Consider the following 24906-nt stretch of genomic DNA (forward strand, 5'->3'; position numbering starts at 1 on the left):
CACTTTGCGTCGCACCTTCGGCAGGCTGCCCTCCTCAACCGAAACTCGGCCCGGCAGCAGTCCGGGTGCGGAGACCTGACATTGCGGTCGTTGCTCGCTCGCGTCATTGCTCTGCCGATGGCGCTCCTCGTAGCGCTCGTCGTGGCGCCCCTGCTGACGTTGCCCGCCGGCAGCGCACGGGCGATGGAGGCCATCGCCCTGCGCCTCGACGCCAAGGTGGTGGACCTGCTGCCCGCCGTGCAGCGCGAGACAACCGAGGACGGCCGGTTCCAGATCTCCACCGCACCCGACGCGGAAGGCGTGGTCCGGCGCATCGAGGTGCCCACCTCCGACGGGCGCAGCCACGGCGACTGGATCGCCTTCGCCCTCACCAATAATACCGACGAGCAGGTGGACCGCCTCATCGTCGCCCCGCACTACCGCATGTCCGGCTCCGGCCTGTTCTGGCCCGATCTCGGCAACCGGCGGATCACCTCGCTCACCCCCAGCCAGGGCTTCAAGCCGGAGCGGCAGACCGCGCCCGACGCCGACGTGTTCCTGATCACGCTGGATCCCGGCTCCACCGTCACCTTCGTGGCCGAGCTGGGCAGCCCCACCCTGCCCCAGCTCTATCTGTGGGAGCCGGACGCCTACAAGGACCGGGTGAACGCCTTCACCCTCTACCACGGCATCGTCATCGGCATCGCCGGCCTTTTGGCGCTCTTCCTGACCATCCTGTTCGTGGTGAAGGGCTCGGTGATGTTCCCGGCGGCGGCGGCGCTGGCCTGGGCGGTGCTGGGCTATATCGGCCTCGACTTCGCCTTCTGGTCCAAGGTGTTCGGCCTGTCGCCCATCGCCGAGCAATTCTGGCGCGCGGCGGGCGAGGCCATCCTCACCGGCACGCTGCTGGTGTTCCTGTTCGCCTATCTCAACCTCAACCGCTGGCACGTGCGCTACGTGCACGTGGCCGCCGGCTGGCTCACCTTCCTCGCCGCCCTGGTGGCGGTGGCCCTGCTCGACGCCCCGGTGGCGGCCGGCATCGCCCGCCTGTCGCTGCTGGCGGTGGCGGTGGCGGGGCTCGGCGTCATCATCTGGCTCAGCCAGCACGGCTATGACCGGGCGGTGCTCATCATCCCCACCTGGTCGCTGCTGGTGGTGTGGGTGCTCATGGCCGGACTCACGGTGGCGGGCTTCGTCACCAACGACCTTGCCGCCCCCGCCCTTTCCGGCGGCCTGGTGCTGATCGTCATGCTCATTGGCTTCACGGTGATGCAGCATGCCTTCGCCGGCATCGGCGGCATCCAGGGCTCCACCTCGGAGCTGGAGCGCCGGGCGCTGGCCTTGGCCGGCTCCGGCCTCATCGTGTGGGACTGGGATGTGGACACCGACCGCATCTACACCTCCCCCGAAGCGGAGGAGGCGCTGGGCCTCAAGCGGCATTCGCTGGAGACCGAGGCCGCCGGTTGGCTGGAGGTGCTGCACCCCGCCGACCGCGACCGCTTCCGCGCCACGCTGGACGGCATCATCGACCAGCGCCGCGGCCGCATCGACCAGGACTTCCGGCTGCGCGCCATCGACGGCCACTACCTCACCTTCAACCTGAAGGCCCGCCCGGTGGTGGGTGCCGACGGCGAAGTGGTGCGCTGCGTCGGCACCCTGATGGACGTGACCGGCGAGCGCATCGCCGCCGAGCGCCTGCTCCACGACGCGGTGCGCGACAACCTCACCGGCCTGCCCAACCGGGAATTGTTCCTCGACCGCCTGTCCCAAGCCCTCACCATGGCCCGCCTCGACGACAAGGTGAAGCCGACGGTGATGGTCATCGACCTCGACCGCTTCAAGCAGGTCAACGTGCAGGTGGGCATGGCGGTGGCCGATTCCATCCTGCTCACGGTGGCTCGCCGCCTAATGCGCCTGTTGAAGCCGCAGGATACGCTGGCCCGCATCTCCGGCGACCAGTTCGGCATGATCCTCATGTCCGAGCGCGACGCCGAGCGCATCACCACCTTCGCCGACACCCTGCGCCGCTCACTGCGCGCGCCCATCGCCTTCGCGGACCGGGAAGTGTTCGTCACCGCCTCCATCGGTCTGGTGCTGGCGGGCCCCGACCAGTCGAAGCGCGAGGAGGTGCTCAAAGACGCCGAGCTGGCCATGTATTACGCCAAGCGCATCGGCGGCGACCGCATCGAGGTGTTCCGCCCGGCCATGCGCCAGCAGAAGATCGACCGGGTGGTGCTGGAAGGCGAGCTGCGCGAGGCCCTCGCCAGGAACCAGATCTCGGTGCGCTACCAGCCCATCGTGCGCCTGGGCGACCGCGCCATCGGCGGGTTCGAGGCCTATATGCGCTGGAACCATCCGCGCCTCGGGGAACTCGCAGCTTCCGAATTCCTGCTGCTGGCGGAGGAGACCGGGCTCATCCTCGACCTCGGCCTGTTCGTGCTCGACGCCGCTGCGCGCCAGCTCGGCCAGTGGCAGCGCACCCTGCGGGTGGACCCGCCGTTGTTCATGCATGTGAACGTCTCGTCCCGCCAGCTGCTACGGCACGATTTGATCCAGGACCTGAAATCCGTGCTCGCCCGCAACGCGGTGGCGCCCGGATCGCTCAAGCTGGAGGTCACCGAGAGCCTGGTGATGGAGAACCCCGAATATGCCGCCGTGGTGCTCGGCCGCATGCGGGAGCTGGGCGCGGGCCTGTGCCTCGACGATTTCGGCACTGGCTATTCCGCCCTCTCCTATCTCCAGCGCTTCCCGTTCGACAGCGTGAAGATCGACCCGCGCTTCGTGCGCGACACCGCCAAGGGTGCCGCCCGCGCGGCCCGGCCGGTGATCGTCGGCGCCATGATCGATCTCGCCCACGACCTCGGCATGGACGTGATGGCGGAGGGCCTGGAGAAGGAAACCGAGGCCGCCGAGATGGCGCGCTTCGGCTGCGAATACGGCCAGGGCGTGGTCTTCGGCGAGCCCCTCACCGCCGAGGAGTGCCGCACCCTGATCGAGCCGGCTCCGGTGGAGACCCGCAAGAAGCGCTCCACCGCCGCCGAATAGGCCTGTCAGGCTTTCTGCTCACCGGCCTTCGGACGCCGCCGGCGGCTTGCGCCGGGCGTGCCCTTCGGGCTCGGCTTGGCCGCGCCTTTTGCACCCCGAGGCCAGCGCACCGGCCAGGCGACGATGTGGTCCACCAGCTCGAACAGGCCGAACTCGTTCTCGCTGCCGGCCACCTTGCCCGAGACCGTGATGCCTGCCGCCGCGACGCTTCCCGCATCGCCCGACACCAGCGGATGCCAGAACGGCAGGTCCTTGCCCTCGCCCACCAGCCGGTAGGCGCAGGTGGGCGGCAGCCAGTTCAGCTCCGCGACGCTCTCAGGGGTCAGGCGCACACAGTCGGAGACGATCTCGGAACGCCGCTCATAGTCGGAGCAGCGACAGGTGGCGGCATCCAGCAGGCGGCAGGCGACATCCGTATAGGCGACCTGCCCGGTGTCCTCGTCCTCGAGCTTCACGAGGCAGCAGCGCCCGCAGCCGTCGCACAGGCTCTCCCACTCGGTGGTGCTCATGGCCGACAACGGCTTCGCCCGCCAGAACGGGACACTGGCCCCATCGGGCGCCGGGGCGTCCGGGGCGATGTCGTCCCGAGGGGCGTCTTCGGGGCTGCTCTTTTCGGGGCTGCTCATGGCCGCCCCTCTAGCACACCGGACCCGCCGCGTCCGCTCCCGCGCGCGGCGGTGCATGTCAGGTCGGTGCGCCTCGGTGCGCCTTGCCCGCGGCCGTGCGCGCGCCAACCGCCAGTTACACCGTCAGGATTTGCGGCCGGCGTGGGTGTAGTAGTCCGCGAATGCGAGCACCAAGGCGAAACCGCCAAAGGCGACGACAATCCCGGTCACGACGAGAGCAACTTGCGCAGGCATGTCCTTGGCCTCCCCTTGGGGGCCCTTGGGCCTCCCGATGTTTTTTGGAAGGCTAGGCACCTGCTCCGCGCGCGACGTTGATCTGGATCAACCGGCGCCCTGCCCCACCACCGGCACCGCCAGGACGCCGTCGTCGGTGAGGACAAGATCCCGGCCGGCGTGCTTGGCGGCATAGACCAGCTGGTCGGCGCGGTGGAGCAGGTCCGCCAGGTCCTCGTCGGGCCGGCGCTCAGCGACGCCGAAGCTCGCGGTGACGACGGCGCCCGGCGGCAGCATGGGGAACGAGGTGCGCCGCAGCTCGGCGCGCATCCGCTCGGCGAAGTGGAACGCGCTGCGGGCGCTGGTGCTGGCCAGCAGCACCACGAACTCCTCGCCGCCGCGGCGGGCCGCCACGTCTCGCGGCATCACCACGCGGGCGACGAGGCCGCCGACGGTGGCAAGCACCAGGTCCCCGGTCGCATGGCCGAAACCGTCGTTGATGCCCTTGAAGCGGTCGATGTCGAAATAGACCAGGCTCTGGGGATGGCTCGCCTTGTCGGCGATGAGCTCCTGGGCGAGATCGTCGAAGCCGCGGCGGTTGGCGAGCCCGGTCAAGGGGTCGATGCGGCCCTGCCGCTCCAGCTCGTCCATGGCATCGACGGCGATGGCGCCAAGCAGGGCGAGCGCCACCAGCAGGCCGCTGACCAGAAGCGAGAAGTTGAGCACCTGCCAGAACGGCGAGCGGCGGAACAGCAGGCCGATGGTCCGCGCGTCGGCGCCCTCGGTACGCATCCGATCGAGCGCGAACAGGTCGGGCGAGATGGACAGGGTGAGCACGGTGCGCACGAAGAAATGGAGGCCGAACAGCAGGAAAACCCAGAACAGGATCCGGTCCACCTTCCGCCGGCCACTGGCCCCGAAGATCTCGACAGCGGCAAACAGGAACATCACGCCGTAGCCGAAATTCTGCACATAGATCCGGGCCACGAGGCTCCGGTCCACATACATGAAGTAGTACAGCAGCCCGAGGATCGCCACGGAGACGGCCGCCAGCACCGGGGCGGCGCCTGCCTTGCCGAACCGCGCCAGCACTCCTTGCACAAGGCAGAAGATGCCGAACGTGTAGACCAGGCCCGAGACCATGGTATTGAGCCCGACACCTGCCGGGATCTGGAACAGCTGCGACAGCGCGGCCATGGCATAGGCGCAGAACGCCACGGCGAAGAACGGCACGTAGGACCGCTGGCGGTGGTGCAGCCAGACCAGGAGAAAGACGCAGGCGACAACGAGCGAGACGGCCGGGCCGGCCAGGAGATAAAGGCGTCCCTCGGACATTCTTTGCCTTCGAGCGCCCGCACGCGGGACGCCCCCCTTTGCGCCAGGGCCGCCGCATCGCACGCCCCTGCATTGCAACCGGCCACACCGCAACTTCAATGTGCCGCAACGGCAAAGTCAAGCCTTGGCTTACAGGCCGATCATCTTGCCATGCAATCTGACAGGTTCAGGCGCCGCACGCGCCCTTATCTCTTGTACGCCCACAGGCGCAGCTCGTGCTTGAGGCGCCGGAAATCGTAGAAGGTGAAGGCCAGGAACAGGGTCGCGAGCAAGGCGAGCACCAGCGAGACCGTGCTGGACCAGCCGAGGGCCGAAGACGAAAAATCATAGACGAAATAGGCCACAATCGCCGTGACCGCCACCGCCGCGCCGAAAAACAGCCGGGTATCGAGCCGCGCGATGAGGATGCCGACGCCGACCCAGATCACCACGGCCAGCAGGATCGCCCAGCCGATCCCGAGGCCGAACTGCCGCGCCACGAAATGCCCGCCGGCGCCGCACAGCACCACGGATGCGACCAGAAGCAGCAGCCCGGCCCGCAGGCGCAGGATGGAAGGGGAGGATGCCGGCTTGGACGGCCGGGGCGGGTTGGAAGACGGGGGCACATTGGCCATGATCGGAACCCTTGATGAGATGAGCCCGGCACCGCCGCGCGTCCCCTGAAGCGCGATCCGATCGGTGAATCGCTCTCCACTCCGGGAAAGAGAACCCGTTCTCAGACCAGCTTGCAATGCCGGCCGAGCGGCGCGTGCTCTGACGGGAACCTTAAGGCCGCGCCGGCGCTTGTGCCGGTCTGGAGGATGCCACGATGGGGCGGATGCGGGTCGTACTCAATGCCAAGGCCGGGACCATCCACGATATGGGGCCGGAGCGGGTCCGCACCATCGTGGACGAGGCCCTGACGCGGCCGGGCACGAACGTGGACGTGGTGGTGGCCCAGGGCGAGGCCATGGCCCGCGCCATCTCCTCCGCCGAGCGCGACGGCTTTGACACGGTGGTGGTGGGCGCCGGCGACGGCACGGTCTCCTATGCCGCCTCCGTGTTCGCCAACACCGAGGTCACCCTCGGCGTGCTGCCGCTCGGCACCATGAACATGCTGGCCTACGACATCGGCCTGCCCCGCGACCTGGCGGGCGCCCTCGATGCCCTGCAGAAGGCGCGGCCCATGCAGGTGGACGTGGGCCTCCTGAACGGGCGGGCCTTCCACGGGGTGTCGGGGGTGGGCTTCTTCAGCCAGATGGCGCTGGCCCGCGAGCAGTTGCGCGCCCAGCGCGGGCGGGTGCTGGGCTGGTTCATGGCGCTGGGCAAGGCGGTGGCACGCTCCGGGCGCATGTCCATCGAGGTCGAGGTGGCGGGCGTGCGCGAGCCCATCGAGGCCTATGCGGCGCTGGTGACGGTGAACGCCTTCGACGCCCCCGGCTGGCACCGCTCGCGGCTCGACGGCGGGCTTCTGGAGGTGCTGGTGGCGGAGGACCGCGGCACCCTGGCGCGGCTGAAGACCGGCGCGGAGGTGCTGGTGAATGCCTGGCGCGACAAGCCCGGCATCCATGCCTTCCAGGCCCGGCGCGTCACCATCCATGCCCGGCGCGAGCGCGCCTGGGTGGCCACCGACGGGGAAGTGGAGCGCGAGCGGGTGCCGCTCCGCTACGCCATTGCCCCCGGCGCGTTGAAGCTGCTGGTGCCGCCCGCCGCCATCCAGTGGCGCGAGCACGACGCCCAGGCGGTGACGTGAGCGAATCGGCCGGGCCTTTGGCTAGGCTCGCGCGGCGCCTGAGCGACACCCTCTCGGCACCGGTCAAAGACCGGGGCCGTTGGTATCAGTTCGAGCCGTCGTCGTTGCTCTCGCCGCACGTGTAGCCGACGAAGCAGCGCGGATTGTCCGAGGTGGCGATCCACGCCGGCTTGGTGATCTGGTCCTCGGCGCAGAAGCGCTCGTCGTGCACATAGCGCTGGGCATTGCCGTTGCCGGTGGGGATCAGGATGAGACCCTGGGTACGCACCACCTGGGCGACGCCGGCGCAGGTGGAGGGCGGCACCGGGATCGCCATCATGCCCTCGGGCGGCGGGGTGTTCTGGCCGTAGATGGCGGTGCCATCGACAGGCACCGGAAGGCCCTGAGCGCCGAGATCCGGCGGCGGCGCCAGCGGGTCCCCGCTCTGGGCGAGGGCGGAAAAGGACAGGCCGGCGATCGCCATCGCCAGAATGGCGCGGCCAAACACGCCGCCGAGATTTCCGCGCATGACGATTCCCTTCGCATTCGTGCCGTCGGCACCGGCTCTATCCCACCTTGCGGGAGCGAGCAAAGCCAGAAGTCGCCGGAACCAACCGCGTCTGAAAGGGAAGCCGGCGCAGCGCTCACGCGCGGAGCCGGGACCGGCTTGTACCCGCTATCCCCAGATCCATCCCCCTGTGGAAAAAAGCACCCCCTTGATTTCGGAACAAACAAAGAACTTACTGTGCTCGGGACCCCGGACTTGGTAAGGAAGTGACCCATCCAGCGGAACCTTGGCGCCATGCTCGACCTCCCCAATCCGGGTGATCTCGAACCCTCCTATCGTCAGGCCCCGCACAATCTGGAGGCGGAGCAGGCGCTGCTGGGCGCCATCCTCGTCAACAACGAGGCGTTCTACCGGGTCTCCGACTTCCTCGAGCCGCGCCATTTCTACGAGCCCATCCACGCCCGGGTGTTCGAACTGGCGAGCGCACTGATCCGCGCCGGCAAGCTCGCCACGCCGGTGACGCTGAAGACCTTCCTGCCCTCGGACCTCGACGTGGCCGGCCTCACCGGGCCGCAATATCTCGCCCGCCTCGCGGCGGAGGCGACCACCATCATCAATTCCGAGGACTACGGGCGCACCATCTACGACCTGTCGGTGCGGCGCGACCTGATCCGCATCGGCGAGGAGATCGTCAACGAGGCGTTCGACGCCCCGGTGGACGCCACCCCGCAGGACCAGATCGAGCAGGCGGAGAAGCGGCTTTACGAGATCGCCGAGACCGGCCGCTACGACGGCGGCTTCCAGCGCTTCGGCGAGGCGCTGCGCGAGGCGGTGGACATGGCCTCCAAGGCCTTCCAGCGCGACGGCCACCTCTCCGGCATCGCCACGGCGCTGGACGACCTCGACCACCAGATGGGCGGCTTGCAGCCCTCCGACCTCGTGATCCTCGCCGGCCGCCCGGCCATGGGCAAGACAGCGCTCGCCACCAACATCGCCTTCAACATCGCCGCCGCCTATCGCGGCGAGACGCGGCCCGACGGCGGCATCGAGACCGTGTCGGGGGGCATCGTCGGCTTCTTCTCGCTGGAAATGTCAGCCGAGCAGCTCGCCACCCGTATCCTCGCCGAGCAGGCCGAGATCGCCTCCTACAAGATCCGCCGCGGCGACATCTCGGAGAGCGAATTCTCCAAGCTCGCCGCCGCCGCCCAGACCATGCAGACCATCCCGCTTTATATCGACGACACCGGCGGCCTCTCCATCGCCCAGTTGGTGGCCCGGGCGCGGCGGCTGAAGCGCCAGCGCGGGCTCGACTTCATGGTGGTGGACTATCTCCAGCTCCTGTCCGGCTCGTCCAAAAGCTCGTCCCAGAACCGCGTCCAGGAGATCACCGAGATCACCACCGGACTGAAGGCCTTGGCGAAAGAGCTGCAAGTGCCCATCATGGCGCTGTCGCAGCTGTCGCGTCAGGTTGAAGCGCGAGACGACAAGAGGCCGCAATTGTCGGACCTGCGCGAATCCGGCTCCATCGAGCAGGACGCCGACGTGGTCATGTTTGTGTTCCGGGAGGAATATTACCTTAAAAGCAAGGAGCCGAAGGCCGGCACAGAGGAGTGGTTCAAGTGGGAGATCGAGATGAAGGCGGCCGAGAACACGGCCGAGGTCATCATCGGAAAGCAGCGCCACGGCCCCACGGGGACGGTGAAGGTGCATTTCGAGCCCCAGTTCACCCGCTTCTCCAACCTGGCGCGGGAGGACCACCTGCCGGAGCGCCACTGAGCGCGCCCTCGGCGGAGGAGGCCGCAGCTGAGGCCGCGGCCCTCGCCGCCGCGCACGAGACCGCCGACCGCGAGGCGCGGGAAGCCGGCGCCATCCTCACCGTGGATCTGGGCGCCATCGCCGACAACTGGCGCACCATCGCGGCGCTTGCCGCCCCGGCCGAATGCGCCGCCGTGGTCAAGGCCAACGCCTACGGCCTCGGCATCGACCGGGTCGCTCCGGTGCTGTGGCGGGCCGGCGCGCGCAATTTCTTCGTCGCCCATTTCAAGGAAGCGGTGGCCCTGCGCGCCCTGCTGCCCGAGGCCATCATCTATGTGCTGAACGGCCTTCTGCCGGATTGCGCCGCCGACTACGCAGCCGCGAATCTGCGCCCGGTGCTGGGATCGACCCCGGAAATCTCCGACTGGAGCGACTATTGCCGCGACGCCGGCGTCAAGCTGCCCGCCGCCATCCATGTGGATACGGGCATGCACCGGCTCGGCCTGTCGCTGGAGGAGGCGGTGCAGCTCTCCGGCACCTTCCGCCTGCTGGGCTTCACCCCCAGCCTGATCATGAGCCATCTCGCCTGCGCCGACACGCCGGGGCACGTGCTCACCGCCCGCCAGCGCATGGTGTTCGCCGACGTGGTGCGCCGCTTCCCCGGCATTCCGGGATCGCTGGCCAATTCGGCCGGCACCCTGCTCGGCCGCGACTTCCGGTTCGAGCTGGTGCGGCCTGGCATCTTCCTCTATGGCGGCATCGCCATCAACGGGGTACCGCCGTTGCGGCCGGTGGTGCGGCTGGAGGTGAAGGTGGTGCAGGTCTCCACCGCCCCGGCCGGCGAGACGGTGGGCTATGGCGCCGCCCAGCGGCTGAAGCGACCGAGCCGGCTTGCCACCGTCTCCATCGGCTATGCGGACGGACTGTTCCGCGCCGGCGGCTCCACCGACGCCATCAAGGGGGTGGAGGCCATCGTCCACGGCCAGCGCTGCCATCTGGTGGGCCGGGTCTCCATGGACCTCGCCACGCTGGACATCACCGACCTGCCGGACGGCGTGGTGCAACGGGGCGACACCGCCGTCTTCCTCGGCGACGGCATCAGCGTGGATGATCTTGCCGCCCGCTCGGGCACCATCGGCTACGAGGTGCTCACCTCACTGGGCGCCCGCTACGCCCGGCATTATGTGGGCGCGTAAGGGGCCATCTGGACCATATGTTCCTATTTTGTGCTCTAATGGATGAGCGCAGGGAGATTCGCTCCGCAATCTGATCGGTGCGTGCTCTAGCGGAACAGCATCATGGCCAAGCGCGACACGTCCTTCATCTGCCAGTCCTGCGGCGCGGCCTATACCCGCTGGCAGGGCAAGTGCGAGGCGTGCGGTGCCTGGAACACCCTTGCCGAGGAAGTCGCCGTCGTCGCCAGCCTGCCTGCCGCCCAGCGCTCGGGCCGCAAGGGCCGCTCAGTGGTGCTGGAAACCCTGCAGGGCACCGCCACGCCCGCCCCCCGCATGGTCTGCGGCATCGGCGAGCTGGACCGGGTGGCGGGCGGCGGCTTCGTGCCCGGCTCGGTGCTCCTCATCGGCGGCGATCCCGGCATCGGCAAGTCCACCCTGCTGGTGCAGGCCTCGGCGGCACTGGCGGCGAGCGGCCAGCGGGTGATCTATGTGTCCGGCGAGGAGGCGGTGGACCAGGTGCGCATGCGCGCCCAGCGCCTCGGTCTGGACCAGGCGCCGGTGAGCCTTGCCGCCGAGACCAATGCCGAGAACATCATCGCCACCCTGTCCGGCGGCCCGCATGTTCACATGGTTGTGATCGATTCCATCCAGACCATGTGGTCAGACAGCGTGGAATCCGCCCCCGGCACGGTGACGCAGGTGCGCACCTCGGCCCAGTTGCTGGTGCGCTACGCCAAGCAGACCGGGGCGTGCGTGATCCTCGTCGGCCACGTCACCAAGGACGGGCAGATCGCCGGGCCGCGGGTGGTGGAGCATATGGTGGACGCCGTCTTCTCCTTCGAGGGCGACGGCGGTCACCAGTTCCGCATCCTGCGGGCCCAGAAGAACCGCTTCGGCCCCACCGACGAGATCGGCGTGTTCGAGATGACCGGGCGCGGCCTGTCCGAGGTGGCCAATCCCTCCGAGCTGTTCCTCTCCAACCGCGATGCCGGCGCGCCGGGCACCGCCGTGTTCGCCGGCATGGAGGGCACGCGGCCGGTGCTGGTGGAGATCCAGGCGCTGGTGGCGCCCTCCTCGCTCGGCACCCCGCGCCGCGCCGTGGTGGGCTGGGACCCCAACCGCCTCTCCATGGTGCTGGCGGTGCTGGATGCGCGCTGCGGCGTGCGGCTCGGCGGGCATGATGTCTATCTGAACGTGGCCGGAGGCCTGAGGATCGGCGAGCCGGCGGCCGACCTTGCCGTTGCGGCAGCTTTGGTCTCTTCCCTCACCGGCGCGCCTTTGCCGGCGGATGCGGTCTATTTCGGCGAGGCGAGCCTCACCGGCGCGGTGCGGCAGGTGGCGCAAGCGGCGGCGCGGCTGAAGGAAGCGGCGAAGCTGGGATTTGCACGCGCCGTGCTGCCATCAGGCGGTCTCGACGGGGTGGACGCGCAAGTCTCGCTGCAGCCGGTGGGCTCGCTGGCGGAACTGGTGGCGGCCATCGCGGCCTGCGCCCCTCGCCGGCCTGCCATGCGCGATTCGCGGGGCGGCGGCGAGCGGGACAAAAGGCCCCGGGCCGTCGAGCACGCGGAATGGGCGGACGACGAGGCCGGATAGGCCAAGCTGTAACGCAGGAAGGTGACGCGGGCCGGCGCGCAAGCTATATCAGCCGCGCGGCGGGCTCCCCCCAGGCAACACCTGGACGGCGTGCCGCGCGCATGCGCACGTCGCGGTGCGCGGATGACGGAACACTGCGCCGATGCCTGTGACTTTGCTCGACATCATCGTTCTGACGGTCATGCTGATTTCGGGGCTGCTGGCCATGGTCCGCGGCTTCCTGCGCGAGGTCTTCTCCATCCTCTCATGGGTGGTTGCAGCCGGCGTCACCGTGTATTTCCAGAAGCAGCTCCTGCCGGTGGTGAAGCAATACATCGCCCAGGATACGGCAGCTCTTGCCGTCACGGTTGCGGTGCTGTTCCTCGGCACACTTCTGCTTGCGACGATCATCACGGCGCGCATCTCCGACGTGGTGCTCGACAGCCGAATCGGCGCGCTGGACCGCACGCTGGGCTTCATGTTCGGGCTGGCGCGCGGCCTGCTCCTCATGGTGATCGCCATGCTGTTCTTCAACTGGCTGGTGCCGCCGGAGAAGCTGCCGCCGTGGGTCGCCAATGCAAAATCGCTCCCCGCCATCAAGAGCGCGGGGGAGTGGCTTAAGGCGCAGTTGCCGGATGACCCTGAAAACACCATCTTGAACAAGTTGAAGAAGCCGCCCGCCGGAGAGGAGGGCGACACGCCCGCCGCCCCGGCCGCCCCGACGGGGGGGCAGCGTTCGGATTTGGGGGGCACCACAAGACCAGCCGGGTCGGCTGACGCATCCGTTGCGGGGGTTAAGTCCTACCGCCCCACGGAACGCCAAGGCCTCGACCAGCTCGTCGCCAGCACGCGCGGCACCGGCCAGTAAGCCGCCCGAGCGGAGGTGCATGATGGATTTCGACAGTGACGCCCCGATGACCGCGGGCGACGACCCCCGTTCCGAGGATGGCCATCCCCGGCTGGCCGGGCTGACCCAAGCCGAACAGGCGGATCTCGACCTGAACGGCGACCGCCTCCGCGAGGAATGCGGTGTCTTCGGCATCTACAATCACCCGGAGGCGGCGGCCATCACCGCCATCGGGCTGCATGCGCTCCAGCATCGCGGGCAGGAGGCGGCCGGCATCGTCTCCTACGACGGCAAGCGCTTCCATTCGGAGCGGCGCCTCGGCCTCGTGGGCGACGCCTTCTCCGACGCCAGCGTCATCGAGCGCCTGCCCGGCGACATGGCGGTGGGCCATGTGCGCTATTCCACCACCGGCGAGACCCTGCTGCGCAACGTGCAGCCCCTGTTCGCCGAGCTCGACGCCGGTGGCTTCGCCGTCGGCCACAACGGCAACCTCACCAACGGCCTCACCCTGCGCAAGCAGCTGGTCCGGGACGGGGCCATCACCCAGTCCACCACCGACACCGAGGTCATCCTCCATCTGGTGGCCCGCTCCAAGAAGCCGCGCTTCATCGACCGCTTCACCGACGCCCTGCGCGCGCTGGAGGGGGCCTATTCCCTGGTGGCCCTCACCAACAAGAAGCTCATCGGCGCCCGCGACCCCCTCGGCATCCGCCCGCTTGTGCTGGGCATGCTGGACGGCTCGCCCATCCTCGCCTCCGAGACCTGCGCCCTCGACATCATCGGCGCGCGCTATGTGCGCGACGTGGAGAACGGCGAGGTCATCGTGATCGACGAGGACGGCCTGCAGTCATTCAAGCCGTTCCCGGAGATGGCGCCGCGGCCCTGCATCTTCGAGTACATCTATTTCGCCCGGCCCGATTCCGTGGTCGGCGGGCGCTCGGTCTACCAGGTGCGCAAGAAGATGGGTCGCGTGCTGGCGGAGGAGAGCCCCGCCAATGCCGACGTCATCGTTCCCGTGCCGGATTCCGGCGTGCCGGCGGCCATCGGCTTCTCCCAGGCCTCGGGCATCCCCTACGAGCTGGGCATCATCCGCAACCATTATGTGGGGCGCACCTTCATCCAGCCCACCCAGTCCATCCGCGACCAGGGCGTGCGCATGAAGCATTCCGCCAACCGCTCGGTGGTGGAAGGCCGCTCCATCGTGCTGGTGGACGACAGCCTGGTGCGCGGCACCACCTCGGTGAAGATCGTGCAGATGATGCGTGACGCCGGTGCCCGGGAGGTGCATTTCCGCATCGCCTCCCCGCCCATCACCCATCCCGACTATTACGGCATCGACACCCCGGACCGCGACAAGCTGCTGGCCGCCACCCACGATCTGGAAGGCATGCGGCGCTATATCGGCGCGGATTCGCTGGCCTTCCTCTCGGTGGACGGCGTCTACCGCGCCATGGGCTTCGAGGGCCGCGATCCGGTGAAGCCGCAATTCACCGACCACTGCTTCACCGGCGACTATCCCACCCCGCTCACCGACCGGGCCGGCGCCGTGGGCCAGCAGCAGCTTTCGCTCCTGGCCGAGGCGAGCTGAAACGCGCCTCTTGAAAAGCCCTCCCCCCAACCTGCGGGGGAGGGTGTTTTTTTCCCTTCAGTCCACGGAAGCCGCATGACCGCCGACCGGCCCCTCGCCGACAAGATCGCCCTCGTCACCGGCGCCACCCGCGGCATTGGCGCGGCCACCGCCATCGCGCTGGCCCGGGCCGGCGCCCATGTGGTCTGCGTCGGCCGTTCCGATGGCGGGCTCCAGGACATCGACGACAACATCCGTGCCGTGGGCGGCACCGCCACCCTGGTGCCGCTCGACCTCAAGGATTCCGAGGCCATCGACCGGCTCGGTGGCGCGCTGTTCGAGCGCTACAGGCGGCTCGACGTGTTCGTGGCCAATGCCGGCGTGCTCGGCCCGCTGTCGCCGCTGGGCCATGTCTATCCCAAGGACTGGGACGACATCGTCGCGGTGAACCTCACCGCCAACTGGCGCTGCGTGCGCTCGTTCGATCCGCTCCTGAAGCTGTCGCCGGCCGGGCGGGTGGTGATGATCTCCTCCGGCGCCGCCCACAAGGCGCGGGCCTATTGGGGACCCTACGCCCTCACCAAGGCGGGGCTGGAAGTGATGGCCCGCACCTGGGCGGCGGAGAGCGTCTCCGGCAATCTCAAGGTGAACCTGTTCAACCCCGGCCCCATCCGCACCCTGATGCGGGCCAAGGCGTTTCCGGGCGAGGACCCCATGACCCTCCCCGCCCCCGAGGAGGCGGCCGCCGCCATCCTGCCCCTGTGCCTGCCCACCTTCATGGAAACCGGCAAGCTCTACGACTTCCCCCAGGGCAAGCTGCTGAGCTTCCAGATGCCGGTGTGAGGGGTCTGAGCGGGCGCCAAGCTGGACGGCCGGGACGCGCCCGAGTTTTTGCCGAGACCGACAAACGGGAAGTCGGTAGGTCAGGATAGGGCTTGTAGCCGGGTCTTCCGGTGCGGTCGATCCCGTCGAGGATCGTGCCCAGTTCGCCTTGCAGGGTGATGAGGTGGTCCCTGAAATCCGGACCGGGAGCGCTCCCCATTTCTAGGCCATCCGGAGCTGGAAAATTCCGGGGTTAGGGCTCATGCCGGCGGGGATGCCGGAGAGCCATTCATGAGGGCGATCGGCGGCTTGTTGCCGATCGCGCTGTGCGGCCGAACCTCGTTATAGTCTCTACGCCAAGCCTCCATTTTCGCCCGCGCTTCGTCATACCCATAGCGCACGCGTGTCTCGCAGATCTCCTTGATCCGCTGGTTCAGCTCGGCCTGCGTGCCTCGCTCCGACTTGTAGGCATAGAGCGCTCGATCGACCGCCAAGGTGGCACAGGCCCGCCTGGCCGACACTTTCCAATCGTCGCGCAGCCTGTCCACAAGCTCGCGTCTGCGCGCAGGCCTCAGAGCTTTTTTGACAGCACGTCCTGCAACATCGCCTTGTCGAGCTACAGGTCCGAGGCCCGGGCCGGCATCGGCACTTGGATCAGCTACTACAATGGCACGAGGCCGCACTCGGCCCTGGGCGGCAGAACGCTGGAGGAGGTCCATACGGCCTGCGACGGCATCAACATGGCGGCGTAACGCCCACCAGACCCAAGCTTAGCAAAGCCGCCAAACTGTCCACGCAGTGGGGACTACCTCACTGCTTGTGAGGCGCCAGCCCATTACTGCATCTAATTCCGAATGGGAATTTTGAAAAGAAATAATCACCTTACGATACTTTGCTGTTCCGCTCAGCCGCACGACCCTACTCTGGCAGGAAGGCGACCGCGCGGATGAAGCCCGCCGATCCACGCTCGATCTTGTAGGGAAAGCAGGAGATCCAGAAGCCGTCGGGCGGCAGGAGATCGAGATTGGTCAGCTTCTCCATCTGGCCGTAGCCGATGTCGCGGCCCGCCTTGTGGCCTTCCCAGATCAGACTGGCATCGCCGGTTTCCAAATAGCGCTGCCGCGTGAAGGAGAACGGTGGGTCCCAGCTCCAGGCGTCGGTGCCCACCACCCGCACGCCACGTTCGAGCAGGTAAAGCGTCGCCTCCCGTCCCATGCCGCAGCCCACATCGATATAGCCGGGCTGGCCATATCTCGCGCCAGCGGCGGTGTTCACCACCACAATGTCCAGCGGGGCCAGCTCATGGCCGATCCTGTCCAGCTCGGCCGCGATGTCGGCGGCGGTGACGATATGACCATCGGGCATCTGCCGGAAATCGAGCTTCACCCCCGGCTGGAAGCACCACTCGAGCGGCAGTTGCTCGATCGTGCTGGCCGGCGCGCCGCCATCCATGGTCGAGGCATAGTGCCAGGGCGCATCCATATGGGTGCCGTTGTGGGCGGAGACGTGCAGGCGCTCAGCCGCCGGGCCCTCGCCGCCGGGAAAATCCTCCTTGGCAAGGCCGGGGAAGATCTTCGCGAAATCATCGGCCCCCCGGTCATGGTCGAGATACACGATCTCCGGGCCGTATCCCGGCGGGTCGGTGAAGGGGTTGTTCGCGAGTGTCACAGAAAGGTCCAGCAGGCGGAACTTGGGAAACGGAAGGGGCATCTCGTTTTTCCTGTGTCGGGTCGGGGAAGAAATGACCGGCTCAATCCGCGGCCAGCGCCGCTGCGACCAGCCGAAGCGCCGAGCCGTCGTGTGCGAAGCCCAGCGCTTCCGCCTCCTGCGCCCACAGCGGGGGCAAGCGGCCGAACAGCCGTTCGATCTCCGGGCTGGGCCGATGGGTGACGAGGCGCCCACACGCCGGGCCGAAGGTTTCCGCGAGCGCCGCCACCACCTCGCCGACGGACAGGTGCAGCGCCGGCAGCTGAATGTCGCCGGTGGCGACGATAGCGGCGGCATGCCGGAGGTTGGCGACGGCGCAGGCCGCCGACATCCACCAGCATGTCGCCTCGGGACCCACGGGGCAGACATAGGGCTGGCCCGCTGCGACGGACCGCAGGAGGTCGCTCATGAACGCCGAGCCGTGCCCCGTGGACCCGCCCGGCCGGGCGACGAGCCCCGGCAGCCGGAGGGCGATGCCCGAGACCCCGCCGCGCCGGGTCAGGTCCGCCAGCGCGATTTCCGCCATGCGCTTGTGCGCGCCATAAGTCAGCGTCGGCCGCGTCGGCGTCAGGGCATGGACGGCGTCACCGGCCATCTCGCCATAGACAGCGATGCTGCTGGCGAAGACGACGCGCGGCCGGGTGCCCGCCTCCGCCAGCCGATCGAAGAGCGCCAGCGTCGCATCGAGGTTGACCCGGCGGCCAAGTGCAGGCTCGCGCTCCGCGAGGCCCCCGGGGATGCTCGCCAGATGAAAGACCGTATCGAAGCGCGTTGCCGCCACCGCCGCCAGCCCCGCCGGATCATCGAGTCCCCCGGTGATCCATCGCAACCGCCCACTCGCATCGGGAAACGACTGCGGCACCAGATCCACGGCGACAATGTGCCCTCCCCTGGGATCGGCCAGCAGCGATCGCAACAGGTTCGCTCCCAGAAAGCCGGCCGCGCCGGTGACGAGCGTGTTCATGCCGGCACCCCCGCAGCGCGGACAACCCGCTGGTCCATGCGACCAAATGGTCCGGGACGGCCGTCGGGGAAACACGCCTGCATCTCCACTCGGTCGCCGAAACTCAAAAACGGCGTCCGCACGGCGCCCTGATCCAGAAGCTCGATGACCCGGTGCTCTGCCAGGCAACTGGATCCGGCAGCGCGGTCGGCATTGGAGACCGTCCCCGAGCCGATGATCGTGCCCGCCGTCAGCCGCCGCGTGCGCGCGGCATGGGCGATCAGCTCCGGAAAGGAGAATGCCATCTCGCGACCGGATGCGGCGCCGATGCGCTCACCGTTCCGCAGCACATGGAGGAAGAGGTCGGCGCGACCGTCGCACCAGCACGGTCCCAGTTCGTCCGGTGTCACCGCCAGGGGAGCGAAACTCGTGGAAGGCTTGGCCTGAAGGAAGCCAAAGCCGCGCGGCATCTCGCGGGCACCGATGATGCGCAGGCTCCAGTCGTTGATCTGCACGATGAGCCGGATGTGATCCGGCGCGGCGGCGGCAGGCGTCGCCATCGCGACTTCGTCAACGACCACGCCGAACTCGCCTTCCAGATCGATTCCGTCGTCCTCGCTGACGAAGGGCACATCGGCATGGGGGCCGAGAAAATCGTCGCTCGCGCCCTGATACATTACGGGAGTGGTTTCAAAATCCGGGATCGGCGACTTGTTGAATGCATGGTCCATAAGGCGACCATGATTGAGGAAGGCCGACCCATCCAGCCATTGCGGCGCGCGCGGCAACGGCGCGAGCGCGAGCGACGGGTCGAAGGCAACGGCCTCCGCGACGACGCCCGCCTCCAGTTCGCCGGCGAGCCGCGCAAGGTGAGGCTCCACCTCGCGCCAGCGCTGCACGGCGGTGAGCAGGTTGGGGGCGATCGCCGTGGCATCGACGGCGCGGGACTGGTCCCTTGAGACAATCAAGAGCCGCCCGTCGAGGGAGCCATCAGCATAAGTGGCGAATTTCATGGGTGTCTCCCGTCAGGAGCGATTTCGGGGTCGTAGCGTCCGTCCACCAGGATGAACAGCATCCGGCACGGCTGGCCCGACCGGTTGGCCCACGCATGATTGGTGCCGCGCTGGATGACCACATCGCCCTGCCGCAGCAAGGTCTCGCCCCTGTCCAGCACAAGCGTCATCTCACCTGAAATCACGATGCCATAGTCGATGGATTGCGTCCGGTGCATCAGCGGATGCGGCGAATGGAGCTTCACCGTGGAGGCAGACGCATCACCGATTTCAGCGAACGCCGCCGTCATGCGCGCGGCGCCGTGCAGCATGAATTCGTCCGTATCCGGCGGAATATCCACGAAACGAATACGGGTGCCGTTCTCCGGTGGCGGCAGGATCAGAGCCCCGAGGGTCGGATCGGGGCCATTGCCCACCGGCGCCGGGCTGCCGGCGGTCGACCAGACCTCATGAAAAATCGTGCCCGGTATATGCGTCAATTCCACCACATGCGGCAGCGCGCCATCGGTGACGATAATCGCCTGGGCTTCCGCGTCGTGCCCGGTGACGACACGGCGGATCGGAGGGAAGGACATGATCATCTCCAGCTGCTGTAAGGGTTCACGCTTGAGCGGGAGGGGCCGTGAGCACGGCCCGAGGCGCGGCATGGACGCGCGAGAACAGGACCATGGCGACGAACGCGACGATCATGGCCGCGACGCCGAGCCCGCCGTAGCCGAGCGTCTGCACGAGGATGCCGCCCATAATCGGCCCCATGGCGGCGCCGGTCATCAGCATGGCGGGGGTCGCGGCCAGTGCCCGCGACGTGGGGTCCAGACGCGAGAGAATGCCGAAGGCAAAGGTGTGGGTGAAAATCATCACCGCCGCGAACACCGCCGTCGGGACCGCATAGGCAGCGAAGCTGCTCGACAGGCAGATGACCAGCGCCAGCACCGCCTGGGCGAATGGACCTGCGAGAAGCACCGCGCGGGCGGACAGGCGGTTTTCCAGAACGGCGGCAAGCGGCGCCGGGAGCAGGTCGACCACGCCGAGCGCGATCAGGACACCTGACACGGCGTCCCCGCCGAACCCCCGGTCAATGCCGATCCGCTGCACGAAGCTGAAGATCATCGCCTGCGTCAGCGCCATGCAAGCGATGCCGGCGATGCCGAACCAGACGGCCGGGCAAAGACGGGCAGAGGCGGAAAACAGCGCATCGGCGGAACGGGCGGACGCCGGCGGGAAGGCGATCCACGCGACGATCGCCGACACCGCCATCACGCCGGCGAAGACCTGGAACAGGGCCGCCCCGCCAAACGCCGCGATCACCTGCGGCGTCGCCCCAAGAAACACGATGGCGAAAACGCCGAGCGCCATTCCGACGATGGCGAACAGCCGATGCGGATTGGCGGCGCGCCCGATCGTGCCGTGCGCCTGGCTGAGGCCGCAGCCAGTGGCGGCGCCAGCCACGACGTGCAACACCGCCAGGATGACGAAGTCGCGGGTCAGGGTTGCCCCGAAGAACGCCAGCGCCGCGAGCGCATAGCTGATCGCGGCCGTGGGACGGATCGGGATGCGGTTGAATCTCGGCGCGAACAGGATACTGCTCAACACGGCGCTGATGAGGAACAGCGTCACCAGCCCGCCCGCATAGGCCGGATCGAATTTATAGTCCCCGATCAGCGTCCCCACCCAGACGGGCAGCGCGACGAGATCCAGCATCCCAGCGCAGTGCGCCACCATGAGCGCGGCGCGACCGAACCAGGTTTCCGTGCTTGTACGCATCGCTGTCCTCCCCTTTGATTTTTTGACCTGAGGTCGTGCGCCGTTCCAGAGCACGCGCTGGTCGGATTGCATCGCAATCTGAGCGGATCCGGCTCTAATGAAGCGAGTCGGACTTCTCGTTCCCGCTCAAGGCGGGCCGCGATACTCGTCATATTATTGATTTTGTTTGATTATCTCCGGCAAGAGAACCCCGCTTCCGGCGGAATCCCTTGACGCGGTCAAGCCCCTAGATCGGGGCAGCGAGTGCCGTCATCGATTGGTGCATGATCTGCCCATGCTCTTCGGGACTCCCGCCCGAAATCTCGATTTCGCCGAGCCGGACCGAGTTCTCAACCACCATCCGACAGCGCTCCCAGCGCCGCGCTTCAAAGGCGGCGAGCCCGTCCGTGATGCTGTCGCAGCGCTCCAGTTCCTGGGCCAGCACGATCGCGTCCTCAATCCCGATGCAGGCTCCCGATGCAAGGTGCGGCGTGGTGGCGTGGGCGGCATCGCCGATCAGCGCTACCCGTCCTTGAGACCACGGCCGCGGCAAGAGCAGGGCTTCGAGCGGGCGATAGACGATCTGCGAGGCCTCATTGAGGCTCTCGCGCACCATCTGCATGACGGGCGCGGTGAATGGGACGATCAACGCCTTGAGCAACTTCAGGAAATCCGCAGGGTCGACCCGGTCATTCGAGGGGCGATCCTCGGTGACGAACAGGTACATCTCCTCCCGCGAGACCGGGTTGACGCCCGCCTTGACCTTGGCGCCCAGCCACATGATCGCCTTGGACACCTCTGGCGGCCGCGGTAGCACGGCACGCCAGACGCACTGCCCAGTGTAGCGCGGCGCGGGCGCCGCAGGATAAAGGATGCTGCGGGTCTTCGAATACAGGCCATCGGCTCCGACGACGAGATCATAGGTGCCGCGCGTGCCGTCGCTGAAGGTAACGTCCACGCCGGCGTCGGTCTGCGCGATCGTCTTGAAGGTGACGCCGAGCCGCACCTCAGCTCCGGAGCGCAGGGTCACCTGCGCCAGGATGCGGGCCAGGACGGGGCGCATGATCGCCCCTGCTCCCGGAACATCCGACCGCGCCAGGCGCGGTGTCGGCAGCCGGGCGATCGGATGCCCTGCGCTGGAGAGCAATTCGGTCTCGTCCGATGCGTAGCCATGCTGGAGGAATTCATCAAGAACGCCCAGCGTGTCTAAAGCGCGGAGAGTGGGCGCGCCCAACGTAATGCCCGCGCCATATGTGCGCCAGCCGGGATCGATCTCGACTACATCGATGGCCGCGCCGCGCTTCCGCAGTTCGATGGCCGCGGCCATGCCCGAGAAGCCGCCGCCGATGATTAGGATGCGTTTGCAGCTCACCGGCATGTCATTCCTCTCCCTTGTTCTCTTGTTCAAGAAGTACGTCGCCGGCCGCATTGACCGTGACCGAAACCATTTCCAGCGACAGGCCAAGCGCTGCGCCAAGGACGCAACGGCCTGTCTCGATGTCGAATTCCGCGCCGTGGGCGGCGCAGACGATGCGATCGCGCCCGGCATTGAGGTATGCGCCCGCGCGCCATGCCAGAGGCGTGTCGCCGTAATGCGGACAGGCATCGCGGAAGGCACGCAGGACGCCGTTACGGCGCACCAAGACCAGCTTGTCCTTCGCCGTGCCCGGGAGGGGGACGGCGCGGGCCTCGCCCTCCGCGATGGCGCCCGCCTGCGCGATCACCACGTGGTCCCGCAGCCGGGCCGCGTTCATCCCGCGTGTCCCCCGGCATCGCCCTGCGGCTTGCCCGCCGACGGCGGACCGCCCGGCGCCCATTTCTCCCGGTACTCGAACAGGAACGCCTGCGAGGCCTCCGCGCTCATGGGCGTCGCGCGCGGAACCCATTCGTCATCGTGAAGGTCCATGTCCGCATCATATTCGGCGTGACATCCGAGCGGGCTGTTGAAGTACCAGAACCAGTTCGAGCCCATCTTGTGCCGCCCAGGTCCCCAGAAGGATTGATAGCCCGCCTGTGCGAAGCGTGTGCCGGCCAGCATCAGCTCGGTGGGGCCGCCCATGTGAAAGGCAAAGTGCTCGCAGCCTTGCATGAAAGGCGGCGTCTGGATGAAGAACAGCGTGTGGTGGTCCTGCGTCCCCGCAGGGCGCAGGAACGGACCCGCATTGAGCAGGCGATCGGTGACCTTGAAACCCAGGCGTTGCACGTAGAACGCCTCCGCCGTGTCAATGTCGGGCACGAAGCACACCACATGGGAGAGCGTGCGCGGCTTGGCCGGCATCTCCTGCCAGACGCCGCGCTCGTTCGGCGCCCGCTGTGCAGGCGCGCCGGGCGCATTGACGCGCTCGCCGGGCAAGTCCAGCGGGCGGCGGACGCTGACCTGGAACTTCAGGGCAAATCCGTGATCGTCGAAGGCCTCAATGGAACCGTCGCCGCCCCGCGTAACCTGCCGGTCCTTGCCGAGCTCGTCGGCAATGGCGTCAACGGTCGCCTCATCGGCCACGCCATAGATGATCTGCCGCAACATGTTGCCGGTCTCGATCGCCGCAGGCAGGGCGGCGTCGGAGCGGTGGCGGATCGCGATACCTGTTCCGTCGAGAGCCTCGAACAGGTTATCGCCGGTCGGCTGCAGACCGAAATCGGTCAGATAGGTGGCGCAGGCCGCGACGTCGTCGACGCCGAAGACCAACGCATCAGGTCCGATGATATTCATGCTTGCTCTCCGAATGTGTCAGGCCGCTGCGCGTTGCCGCATCCCTCTCGGCGATGTCGGCTCCGGCGTTGGCAGAAGTGTCGAAGCTGGACTGCCGCAAGGCACGGCCGGTGCCGCTGTCATCGACGGCCTGCGGTGCGAAATCCGCCGGATCGCGGCCACGGGCGCGAAGGTCGTCCACACCGAAGACCCGATGATCCGGACCGATGATGTTCGTTTTCACCCCCTACCAGCGCCGGGGAGCCCGATAGCGGGGTAAACACGGATTGCTTTGCGAGGACCATCGCCGTTGCCCGCTCCGCGACGGTCATTCCGCCGCCTCGGCCGCGGTGCGCCCGCCCAGCACTTCGGCCACCCAATCCGCGATAAAGGCGCCCGCATTGGCCGAATTGTCGAAGCTGGAATGCTGACACCCGCCTTCGCGATCGGTGAAGATCTTCAGCTCACGCTTTGGGCTGTTGACCAGTTGATCATAGGTCCGCTGTGCCCAGACGAGCGGAATCTGCGAATCCTTCTCTCCGTGGGTGACCAGAAACGGCACCTTGATCCGATCGAGCACGCCGTCGAGATGAACGTCTTCTGCGATCCGCACAAAATCGTCCATGTCACGGGCACCCCAGACCCAGCGGACGTGGTCCCAATAATGCGGCACGGGGAAATTGCCCTCGCGCTGGAGCCGCTTCTTCTGGACATCGCGCCAATCGTGGTTGGCGCCCCACACCACGCCACAGGCAAAGCGCGGCTCGAAGGCCACGGCGCGCGGGCAATAGTACCCCCCCAGCGAGACACCCTCCATGCCGATGCGCCTGGGATCAACGTCGTCCAGCGTCTCAAGCCAGTCGACGATCGGGCTGGCCCAGACCTCCGCATTGTAGACCGCCGTGAGATTATGCAACCGCAACGCTTCGCCGGTGCCGGGCTGATCGACGACCAGCGATGCCACGCCGCGCCGCGCCAGCCAGTGGGGCAGCCCGACGCGGTATTTCATTTCCTTAGTTGAATCGAGGCCGTTGACCTGAAGCAGCAACGGCGCCGGCCCGGCCGTCCCCTCGGCGCGCACATACAGGCCGCTGAGATGCCCGCCGTGGTAGGGAATCTCGACGCGCTGGCAATTCTCGCCGGCAAGCGCTATGCCGCGCTCAAAGACGCCAAGGAAGCGCCGATAAAGCGCCGTCCGCCCGGCTGAGCCATGGGCCATCAGGCGTTCGGCGGTGAGATAATAGGTGGCGGCACGGCCATATTTGTCGCCGGCCGAAAGGGTGCGCCCGCGCGCCTCGTCCTCCTCGGCCAGTGCACACAGCTTGTCCGCCATGTCGCACCAGCTTTGGCGGAACGCGGCGACACCCGCCGCATCGGGCTGCCGCGCCGCCTCCTGGAGTGGCCCGCACATGGCCTCGACCTCGCCGATCTTGGCGCCCATCTCGATGGCCAGATCGACAGCGAGGTTCCAGGGATAATTACTTGAGAAATACTTGAACATCACCCTCTCCCTCACCACCGCACCCGAAGCAGCATCCAAGGTGACCGCACAGGCACCAGCAGACCGCGCGAGCGTGACATACGGCAATATTATTGCCAGTTTATTTTATGAATTGAAGACATTTTTATTATAAATGCCTACAAAGTACACCAATC

General features: G+C 67.6%; 24 protein-coding genes and 1 pseudogene. 10 read left to right on the plus strand and 15 right to left on the minus strand.

The window, feature by feature from the left end; all coding sequences use genetic code 11:
* Nucleotides 1–117: 117 nt before the first annotated feature.
* Nucleotides 118–3024, plus strand: a complete 2907-nt coding sequence (locus V5F66_RS15850; RefSeq protein WP_049775927.1) for an EAL domain-containing protein — start codon at nt 118–120, stop codon at nt 3022–3024.
* A 5-nt stretch (nt 3025–3029) separates the two neighbouring features.
* Here V5F66_RS15850 and V5F66_RS15855 read toward each other — a convergent pair whose 3' ends face one another.
* The 3 genes from V5F66_RS15855 to V5F66_RS15865 form a co-directional block, all read right to left on the minus strand.
* Complete coding sequence (locus tag V5F66_RS15855; RefSeq protein ID WP_012114428.1) at nt 3030–3650, minus strand: YcgN family cysteine cluster protein; 621 nt, start codon at nt 3648–3650, stop codon at nt 3030–3032.
* Between the two features lie 321 nt (nt 3651–3971).
* Nucleotides 3972–5198, minus strand: a complete 1227-nt coding sequence (locus V5F66_RS15860; protein ID WP_394094228.1) for a GGDEF domain-containing protein — start codon at nt 5196–5198, stop codon at nt 3972–3974.
* Nucleotides 5199–5383: 185 nt separating this feature from the next.
* Entirely contained in the window at nt 5384–5812 is a 429-nt protein-coding gene (locus tag V5F66_RS15865; RefSeq protein WP_394094229.1) for a hypothetical protein, read from the minus strand.
* Between the two features lie 203 nt (nt 5813–6015).
* On the opposite strand from V5F66_RS15865, the gene V5F66_RS15870 reads away from it, so the two are divergent.
* A complete protein-coding gene (locus V5F66_RS15870; protein ID WP_198139081.1) occupies nt 6016–6930 on the plus strand; it encodes a diacylglycerol/lipid kinase family protein in 915 nt (304 codons plus the stop codon).
* 85 nt (nt 6931–7015) lie between these two features.
* On the opposite strand, the gene V5F66_RS15875 is transcribed toward V5F66_RS15870, so the two are convergent.
* On the minus strand, nt 7016–7438 hold the full coding sequence (locus V5F66_RS15875) for a hypothetical protein (RefSeq protein WP_394094230.1): 423 nt from the start codon (nt 7436–7438) through the stop codon (nt 7016–7018).
* 273 nt (nt 7439–7711) lie between these two features.
* Here V5F66_RS15875 and V5F66_RS15880 point away from each other — a divergent pair, with 273 nt between their 5' ends.
* The 6 genes from V5F66_RS15880 (at nt 7712) to V5F66_RS15905 (ending at nt 15176) form a co-directional block, all read left to right on the plus strand.
* Nucleotides 7712–9193: a replicative DNA helicase gene (locus V5F66_RS15880; protein ID WP_012114423.1), complete on the plus strand. Its 1482-nt coding sequence runs from the start codon at nt 7712–7714 to the stop codon at nt 9191–9193.
* A 101-nt stretch (nt 9194–9294) separates the two neighbouring features.
* Nucleotides 9295–10368 (plus strand): alanine racemase, encoded by a 1074-nt coding sequence (alr, locus tag V5F66_RS15885; protein WP_394094231.1) that lies wholly within the window; start codon nt 9295–9297, stop codon nt 10366–10368.
* Between the two features lie 102 nt (nt 10369–10470).
* The gene (gene radA, locus V5F66_RS15890; RefSeq protein ID WP_394094232.1) at nt 10471–11940 is read left to right on the plus strand and encodes a DNA repair protein RadA; all 1470 of its coding nucleotides are present in this window, start codon (nt 10471–10473) and stop codon (nt 11938–11940) included.
* Nucleotides 11941–12082: 142 nt separating this feature from the next.
* Nucleotides 12083–12787: a CvpA family protein gene (locus V5F66_RS15895; protein ID WP_012114420.1), complete on the plus strand. Its 705-nt coding sequence runs from the start codon at nt 12083–12085 to the stop codon at nt 12785–12787.
* 22 nt (nt 12788–12809) lie between these two features.
* A complete protein-coding gene (gene purF / locus V5F66_RS15900) occupies nt 12810–14354 on the plus strand; it encodes an amidophosphoribosyltransferase (RefSeq protein ID WP_394094233.1) in 1545 nt (514 codons plus the stop codon).
* A 75-nt stretch (nt 14355–14429) separates the two neighbouring features.
* The gene (locus tag V5F66_RS15905) at nt 14430–15176 is read left to right on the plus strand and encodes an SDR family NAD(P)-dependent oxidoreductase (RefSeq protein ID WP_393999537.1); all 747 of its coding nucleotides are present in this window, start codon (nt 14430–14432) and stop codon (nt 15174–15176) included.
* Nucleotides 15177–15415: 239 nt separating this feature from the next.
* Here V5F66_RS15905 and V5F66_RS15910 read toward each other — a convergent pair whose 3' ends face one another.
* Nucleotides 15416–15703 carry an integrase core domain-containing protein gene (locus V5F66_RS15910; RefSeq protein ID WP_394052504.1) on the minus strand — a complete coding sequence of 96 codons (288 nt, stop codon included), beginning with the start codon at nt 15701–15703 and terminating at the stop codon, nt 15416–15418.
* Between the two features lie 75 nt (nt 15704–15778).
* Between V5F66_RS15910 and V5F66_RS15915 the strand changes: the two are divergent.
* A pseudogene (locus V5F66_RS15915) lies at nt 15779–15907 on the plus strand (integrase core domain-containing protein); the annotation flags it as partial.
* Between the two features lie 166 nt (nt 15908–16073).
* On the opposite strand, the gene V5F66_RS15920 reads toward V5F66_RS15915, so the two are convergent.
* The 10 genes from V5F66_RS15920 to V5F66_RS15965 form a co-directional block, all read right to left on the minus strand.
* Nucleotides 16074–16865 carry a cyclase family protein gene (locus tag V5F66_RS15920; RefSeq protein ID WP_393999535.1) on the minus strand — a complete coding sequence of 264 codons (792 nt, stop codon included), beginning with the start codon at nt 16863–16865 and terminating at the stop codon, nt 16074–16076.
* 40 nt (nt 16866–16905) lie between these two features.
* Nucleotides 16906–17826: an NAD-dependent epimerase/dehydratase family protein gene (locus V5F66_RS15925; protein ID WP_012114416.1), complete on the minus strand. Its 921-nt coding sequence runs from the start codon at nt 17824–17826 to the stop codon at nt 16906–16908.
* Nucleotides 17823–18818 (minus strand): fumarylacetoacetate hydrolase family protein, encoded by a 996-nt coding sequence (locus V5F66_RS15930; RefSeq protein WP_394052502.1) that lies wholly within the window; start codon nt 18816–18818, stop codon nt 17823–17825. The genes V5F66_RS15925 and V5F66_RS15930 overlap by 4 nt, the downstream gene beginning before the upstream one ends.
* Complete coding sequence (locus V5F66_RS15935; protein WP_393999532.1) at nt 18815–19393, minus strand: cupin domain-containing protein; 579 nt, start codon at nt 19391–19393, stop codon at nt 18815–18817. The genes V5F66_RS15930 and V5F66_RS15935 overlap by 4 nt, the downstream gene beginning before the upstream one ends.
* A 25-nt stretch (nt 19394–19418) precedes the next feature.
* Complete coding sequence (locus tag V5F66_RS15940; protein WP_394094234.1) at nt 19419–20582, minus strand: MFS transporter; 1164 nt, start codon at nt 20580–20582, stop codon at nt 19419–19421.
* A 226-nt stretch (nt 20583–20808) separates the two neighbouring features.
* Nucleotides 20809–21939, minus strand: a complete 1131-nt coding sequence (locus V5F66_RS15945) for an FAD-dependent oxidoreductase (RefSeq protein WP_012114412.1) — start codon at nt 21937–21939, stop codon at nt 20809–20811.
* Nucleotide 21940: 1 nt separating this feature from the next.
* Entirely contained in the window at nt 21941–22315 is a 375-nt protein-coding gene (locus V5F66_RS15950; RefSeq protein WP_012114411.1) for a Rieske (2Fe-2S) protein, read from the minus strand.
* Nucleotides 22312–23271, minus strand: coding sequence for a VOC family protein (locus V5F66_RS15955; RefSeq protein ID WP_393999530.1), 960 nt, complete (start codon nt 23269–23271; stop codon nt 22312–22314). Before V5F66_RS15955 ends, V5F66_RS15950 begins: the two co-directional genes overlap by 4 nt.
* Nucleotides 23252–23494: a hypothetical protein gene (locus V5F66_RS15960; RefSeq protein WP_394007388.1), complete on the minus strand. Its 243-nt coding sequence runs from the start codon at nt 23492–23494 to the stop codon at nt 23252–23254. Before V5F66_RS15960 ends, V5F66_RS15955 begins: the two co-directional genes overlap by 20 nt.
* A gap of 84 nt (nt 23495–23578) precedes the next feature.
* Nucleotides 23579–24751 (minus strand): alpha/beta hydrolase family protein, encoded by a 1173-nt coding sequence (locus V5F66_RS15965; RefSeq protein WP_394094287.1) that lies wholly within the window; start codon nt 24749–24751, stop codon nt 23579–23581.
* On the opposite strand from V5F66_RS15965, the gene V5F66_RS15970 reads away from it, so the two are divergent.
* The gene (locus tag V5F66_RS15970) at nt 24744–24884 is read left to right on the plus strand and encodes a hypothetical protein (RefSeq protein WP_198139080.1); all 141 of its coding nucleotides are present in this window, start codon (nt 24744–24746) and stop codon (nt 24882–24884) included. The two genes, V5F66_RS15965 and V5F66_RS15970, sit on opposite strands and share 8 nt — an antisense overlap.
* The last annotated feature ends 22 nt before the right edge of the window (nt 24885–24906 follow it).

Source organism: Xanthobacter versatilis, assembly GCF_043193975.1.
GTDB classification, from domain to species: Bacteria; Pseudomonadota; Alphaproteobacteria; order Rhizobiales; family Xanthobacteraceae; genus Xanthobacter; species Xanthobacter autotrophicus_E.